The sequence below is a fragment of the Microcystis sp. LE19-84.1B genome, assembly GCF_027531875.1.
Taxonomy (GTDB): Bacteria; Cyanobacteriota; Cyanobacteriia; order Cyanobacteriales; family Microcystaceae; genus Microcystis; species Microcystis panniformis.
This window is the reverse complement of sequence record NZ_JAPZSR010000136.1, coordinates 23,325-29,450: the sequence shown is the minus strand read 5'-3', so window position 1 is coordinate 29,450 and position 6,126 is coordinate 23,325. Positions and strand designations below refer to the sequence as shown.

Genomic DNA, 6,126 nt, shown 5'->3' with positions numbered 1-6,126 from the left:
GACTAGGTATTCTTGGACTTGATTGCGACGGTAAACATTTAATTTTTGATGAACATCGTAGGAAGCACTAGAAGCGGCAATTTCGACAATTAATTCCGGCGCTCCTTCTACATAATCATCTTGACTAATTGTCGATTGTCCCCCCTTGTCAATTCTTAATAGGGCATCCGGTTGGGGTTCGTTGTCAATATCTAATCTCACGGTGGCATTATCACCCAATCTAACACCGGGAGTCGCCGCTTTATAGAGAGCTAACCATCCGATCATATTAGCATGAGGCTCGGCGTGACTTTCAAATCTAAGGGGAGATGCCATATAAACGATTCCTTCAATTAATTCCGCTTTTTTGAGATGGGGCATCCCTTGATAACGTCGTTCAAATTCCCATCGAGTTAATTTATCGCCGTTTTCTAGGGGAGGAATTGTTAAAGAAGCAGCTATTACTGGGGTAATTATCATAATTTTTCTCTTTTCACCCGTCTTCTAGGTAAGTGTTTCTAATTAAATAGAAGATAGATTTTGCCCTTGATCTCCCCTGCCCCCCTTATTAAGGGGGGTGCCGATAGGCGGGGGGATCCCCCCTGCCCCCCTTGATAAGGGGGGTGTCTGACAATTTTTAACACCTACCTACTTAGTTAATCTTTGCCCGCTATCGGATCGGGATTTTTTCCTGATCTTCCATTATTATAACATCCATCGGTAGGGTGTGTTAAAGTAGCTCAACACACCCACAAAAATCAATTAGAAGTCAGCAAATAATCGATAAGTTTGCTCAGAGTTACTACCCCCATTTTATCTACTCGATCAGTCATATCATTAAGAGAAACAAAGGGCTTCTCCTTTAGAAAATTTGCGGTAACTGTTCTATTTATTCCCGCTTTTTTAAGTTGATTAGCGTCACAGGTATTCAAAAGCTCTAAAATCGACTTAGAAGGAGGAGGAGGAGGAAGAGGAATAATAATTTTTTCTTCCAGTCTTTTGATTTCTTTTTGGTACTCCTCTCGGATTGCTTGTAACTGGGTTTCTAATCGTTTTTCAAGATTACTAATCCTCAATTCTAGAGGATTATCTATTTTTTCAGGCGTGGTAATTAACCCAGGAGAAGGAGATAATAACTGCATTTGCTGTAAAGCGATATTCTCCGCTTCTTTATCAACCACAAAAGCGTTAATCATCTCGATGTCAGGAACTTTCTGATTGGCGATAACAGAAGCATAATATTCTAAATCTCCACTGATAATATCATAACGTTCATCAACTTTTTTATTATCAGCTTTTTTGAGAATAGCAGGGCGAATAAGTCCACCCATTTCAATAATAAGATTGGCTAAATTCTCCAATTCAGTTTGAGAGAAGGTTTCTCTGGGAACGGAAGGATTAATATCAGTAATATCGACTCGTAAAAATTTCCACATTTATTTAACTCCTATTTTAGCTAAAACTTCCAGTGCTAAGGCTTCAAATTCTGCTGCTGATACTCCCGCATCGCCTTGATTTTCGGCATAATCCATTATAGATTGGGGGGCAGGAATTTCTAAATCTCCCACGGTAACGTATTGATTTATACAGCGAGATAAAGGCATTCTTTCCGAGATAGTTGATTCCATCAAGGGTAAACTATATTTGTCTGGAATCACTTGTTTTTGTTTGGGAAAATTATATCTTAAGTATTGAGCGTGGGTGGAAATTTTGGAAGGTAAAACGCCTAAAATTTGTAGGGTTGGTTTACCCAAATCTCCACGACTTTCATTGATTTCCTCTTGAACAAAGTTTTTAACGCTATCTAATCCTTGATTAGAAAATGGTTTAAGATCTGAAGGAATTATCAGATAGTCAGCTGCAATTAAAGCAATGCGTGCATATAAATCAAGTGCGGGAGGTGCATCAATAATTACAATATCGTATTGATTATTTACTTTCTCTAATTTTCTTGCCAATCTAGCAAATACCGCCGCATTATCTTTAATTTTAGCTTGGTTAGCAATTAAAGATATGTGAGAGGGAATAACATCAATTTCTGGATGATTGAATCCTTGAGACTTTCTGACGATATTCTCAATAAAAATGCGGTTACTGTTATCTAGTAAATGAAAGACATTTTTATCTTTTAAATCATCGTCATCATCGAATTGAAACTTAATTAAACCAACGGCAAAGGTACTATTAGCTTGAGCATCAATATCAATTAATAATACTCGCTTGCCTTTTTTACTCAAAGCTGCCGCTAGATTGGTAGCGACGGTGGTTTTACCAACACCACCTTTATGATGATAAATTGCGATGGTTTTCATGGGGTTTCTGTGGTTGATTGTTGGAGAATTGAGCGGTGGAATACCTAGGGATAAGGTTTCGTAGCCAATCAGAGATTTTAACTTTTCTAAGTGAGCGGCAATTTCTAACCCAGAACATCTAAAAACTAAATAAATTTTATCGGTTTTCCTTTGATAAAGTTGAATTTCATAACCATTAGTTAATAATCCCCACTGCACTTTAAAGTAGTTAAGATAATAACCTAAACGATGACGATGATTGGTGAGCTTTTCTCTGGGATTTTTAGCCTCGATAATTAGACAGTGAGAGGATACAAACTGCTTTTTGTTGATAGGTTTTTGAGCGGAAACAAGGAAATCTAAGCGGACTTTACCGAAGCTAACTTGTTGATACCAATGTTCGGCATTGTAGCCTAGTTTGGGGAGTAAATACTGAACAATTAGTTTACTCTCCACTTCCCTTTCGTTATGACAATGGTGAGGGTTAAAAGTCACATATTTGAGGAAATACTTAAGAACAACTTATTGTTAGTTTAAATGATGACAGCCCTTCCCGTCAAGGTGAAGCACAGACTGAATCCTTACTTAAGTGGGGAGGCACAATTATTGGTAGGATGGGTTAGCGGTAGCGTAACATGAGCGGACGTTGGGTTTCATGCTTCAACCCAACCTACGTTCATCTTATATTTAATTCCACCCACCTACTTAATCGAGTATTTCAGCTGCAAGAACAAACCCCATCTATCCCAGAAAAGCTATATATTGAGATGCACATCAGTAAATTTACGGGTTCATGACAGTAGGATGTTTATCTAACACTTTTGACAATGACAGAGAAAACCATCCTACCCACAGGTTAAATTAATTGAACTGCATAATTTTCTCGGCTACTTTCTGGGAGATAAAAGGTAAAATTGAGCGATTTTGACTGTTATCTTTTCCCTCGGTAAATACCACCAATAGATAGGGAGTATGATGGGGAATTTCAATATAGGCTGCATCGTGACGTACTTGACTTGTCCAACCAGCTTTTGACCAAATTTGACTATTTTCTGGTAATCCTTGTCCCAAAAATCCTAAGATTTGTGTATCATCTCCTTGACTTGTCCAATCAGCAGGATTAAGACTACGTTTTAGTAAAGACATCATCATCTGGGAACGTTGGGAAGAAACCGCAATCCCCCCAACAATAGTATGAATTAAACGCGCCACTGCATTGCTAGTTAACATATTGCGATTCTCCATTAATTCCCCTAAAAAAGCGCGTTCACGTCCATAGGGACCATCAGACCAAGTTTTTTGATTAACGTTAATTGTCGCTAATTCCGGCCAATTTAGGGATTGAAAATAACGATTAACTATGTTGCGTTGTTGCTTCCAAGTTTCAAAGGGACCGGCGGCAATTTCTGGACCGCTAGTGGTTCCCGTGACCAGATCTACAACTAAACTGGTAGCATCATTACTAGAGTCAACAATCATGTCACGAATGGCGCGATTTAATTCGCTGCTTTCGGCAATCATCCCCCCCTCTAACCACTCATGAATCGCTACTAGATAAAATAATTTCACTAAACTAGCGGGATAGGTTCTTTCTTGTCCGCGATAGCTAAATCCGCGGGGGGAATATTTCCAGAATTCTTCGTGAGAAATTGCTCCCCCCGTGTTGACGATAACAGGAGGATCATATACTATCCAAGTTAGGGCAATTTGTTCTTGAGCTAATTGGGTAAATTCTCGCCAAGTTGTTTCTAAAATATCTGTACCGAACTGTTGGAGGTGGTCTTCAGTATGAAAAAAGTTCATAGGTGTGCTGCAAAGTCAAGAGTTAGAAGGTGGATAAATTCTTGAGTCGGCAATTCTCATTTTACGGTAAAATTTACCGATAATTAATTATTTGATCGCTTCTGAGTTTAATGTTTATATCTACCGATGAGGTTCATCTCTATTTTATCAGTCTCGATCCCTCTGGGGATAGACGAGAAAAACTGGCTTCTTTGCTCTCGGAAGATGAAATAATTAGAGCTAATCGTTACCATTTTCCCCAACACAAGCGGCGTTTTTTGGTGGCTAGGGGATGTTTACGGGAGATTTTAGGGTCATATTTGGCCATAAGTCCCGAAAAAATCGAGTTTATCTACAGTGAACGGGGAAAACCGAGTATTAACTACCAATTGCAGTTTAATCTCTCCCATTCCGAGGAGATGGCAATCTGTGGCTTGACTTTAACCGCTCGCATCGGGGTAGATTTAGAGAAAATGCGCGAGGTGAAAGATTTAGATAGCTTGACAAAAAGGTTTTTTTGTGCTAGGGAACATGAGCTTGTTGAAAAGTCCGCAGAGAAGGAAAAGTTATTTTTTCAGTTATGGACGGCAAAAGAGGCTTATTTAAAGGCACTGGGAACGGGAATTAGCGGGGGACTCGATCGAGTGGAAGTGGGCCTTAATCCCTTAAAATTAGACAATGTGGCGGGGGAATGGCAATTATGGACAACGGCAATCGGCGATAATTATCGAGCGACGGTGGTTATCGAAGGTAGCGATCGAGTGATTAAAACCTTTGGCCTTTCTGATCTATGATTAATTGGGGAGTTAATTGCCTTGAGAAATTCAGTAATTATTCCTAGCTATCTCAAAAAGCTTGCCCTTAATTATTACTTAACCTTGTTTTCTCTATGCGAATTGCTCTTTTTACAGAAACTTTCTTACCGAAAATCGATGGCATTGTCACCCGTCTTAAACATACCGTGGAACACCTACAAAGATTAGGTCATCAGGTATTGGTTTTCTCTCCCGATGGCGGTTTAAAAGAGTACAAAGGTGCTAAGATTCATGGAGTTACAGGGATTCCCTTACCCCTATATCCGGAATTAAAAATGGCTTTCCCCCGGCCTTCCGTCGGTCAAGCTTTAGAGAGGTTCAAACCTGATATTATTCATGTGGTTAACCCGGCTATTTTAGGGGTGGGAGGCATTTATTTTGCCAAAACTATGAACATTCCCCTCGTCGCTTCCTATCATACCCATCTCCCCCAATACCTACAACACTATGGGTTAGGTTCCCTAGAGGGATTACTCTGGGAATTATTAAAATTGGCCCACAATCAAGCAAGTTTAAATCTCTGCACTTCCACTGCTATGGTACAAGAATTATCTAGTCGTGGCATTGAAAAGGTAGAGCTTTGGCAAAGGGGAGTCGATACGGAATTATTTCAACCTCATTTAAAATCCCAGGCTATGAGACTGAAATTATCCCAAAATAACCCCGATAGTCCTCTCTTATTATACGTTGGTCGAGTGTCGGCCGAAAAAGAAATCGATCGCATTAAACCAGTCTTAGAAGCGATTCCCGAAGCAAGATTTGCCATTGTGGGAGACGGTCCCCATCGGGAAGCTTTAACAAGTCATTTTGCCGACACAAATACCCATTTTGTCGGTTATTTACAGGGGTTAGAATTAGCCTCCGCTTTTGCTTCCGCAGATGCTTTTCTTTTTCCCTCACGCACAGAAACCCTCGGTTTGGTACTCTTAGAATCCATGGCTGCCGGTTGTCCGGTAGTGGCGGCAAATTCGGGGGGAATTCCCGATATTGTCACCGATGGAGTTAATGGTCATCTCTTCGATCCTAGGGATGAAAAGGGTTTAATTAGTGCCACCCAAAGATTACTAACCGCCAAGGCAGAAAGAGAGGAATTACGACGAAATGCGCGCCTAGAAGCGGAAAAATGGGCATGGCAAGCGGCCACCAAACAGTTATTAAATTACTATCACCAAGTTTTGCATAATAATTCTGTGGCTTTTGCCGCTTAATTGTTGTCAAAATGCTCGAATTTAACCGCAAAAACCTTGACCTATTGTAAC

General features: G+C 40.0%; 6 protein-coding genes. 2 read left to right on the top strand and 4 right to left on the bottom strand.

All coding sequences use genetic code 11. The features are described 5' to 3' along the window. The 4 genes from O9324_RS08345 to O9324_RS08330 all read right to left on the bottom strand — a co-directional run. On the bottom strand, positions 1–459 hold a 459-nt coding region (locus O9324_RS08345; RefSeq protein WP_288139944.1), incomplete at its 3' end, for a Uma2 family endonuclease. Positions 460–737: 278 nt separating this feature from the next. Further along, a complete protein-coding gene (locus O9324_RS08340) occupies positions 738–1,415 on the bottom strand; it encodes a ParB N-terminal domain-containing protein (RefSeq protein ID WP_288139943.1) in 678 nt (225 codons plus the stop codon). Continuing rightward, complete coding sequence (locus O9324_RS08335; protein ID WP_288139942.1) at positions 1,416–2,765, bottom strand: AAA family ATPase; 1,350 nt, start codon at positions 2,763–2,765, stop codon at positions 1,416–1,418. It lies immediately after the preceding gene. A 366-nt stretch (positions 2,766–3,131) separates the two neighbouring features. Beyond that, a complete protein-coding gene (locus tag O9324_RS08330; protein WP_288139941.1) occupies positions 3,132–4,073 on the bottom strand; it encodes a serine hydrolase in 942 nt (313 codons plus the stop codon). A 110-nt stretch (positions 4,074–4,183) separates the two neighbouring features. On the opposite strand from O9324_RS08330, the gene O9324_RS08325 reads away from it, so the two are divergent. Together O9324_RS08325 and O9324_RS08320 are read left to right on the top strand one after the other, a co-directional pair. After that, entirely contained in the window at positions 4,184–4,846 is a 663-nt protein-coding gene (locus tag O9324_RS08325; protein WP_002787968.1) for a 4'-phosphopantetheinyl transferase family protein, read from the top strand. A 95-nt stretch (positions 4,847–4,941) separates the two neighbouring features. Continuing rightward, positions 4,942–6,075 carry a glycosyltransferase gene (locus O9324_RS08320; protein ID WP_288139940.1) on the top strand — a complete coding sequence of 378 codons (1,134 nt, stop codon included), beginning with the start codon at positions 4,942–4,944 and terminating at the stop codon, positions 6,073–6,075. Positions 6,076–6,126: the final 51 nt, after the last annotated feature.

Coding starts and splice junctions, on each gene's coding strand:
- O9324_RS08320 (WP_288139940.1), top strand. CDS start 4,942: ATGCGAATTGCTCTTTTTACAGAAACTTTCTTACCGAAAATCGATGGC.
- O9324_RS08340 (WP_288139943.1), bottom strand. CDS start 1,415: ATGTGGAAATTTTTACGAGTCGATATTACTGATATTAATCCTTCCGTT.
- O9324_RS08330 (WP_288139941.1), bottom strand. CDS start 4,073: ATGAACTTTTTTCATACTGAAGACCACCTCCAACAGTTCGGTACAGAT.
- O9324_RS08325 (WP_002787968.1), top strand. CDS start 4,184: ATGTTTATATCTACCGATGAGGTTCATCTCTATTTTATCAGTCTCGAT.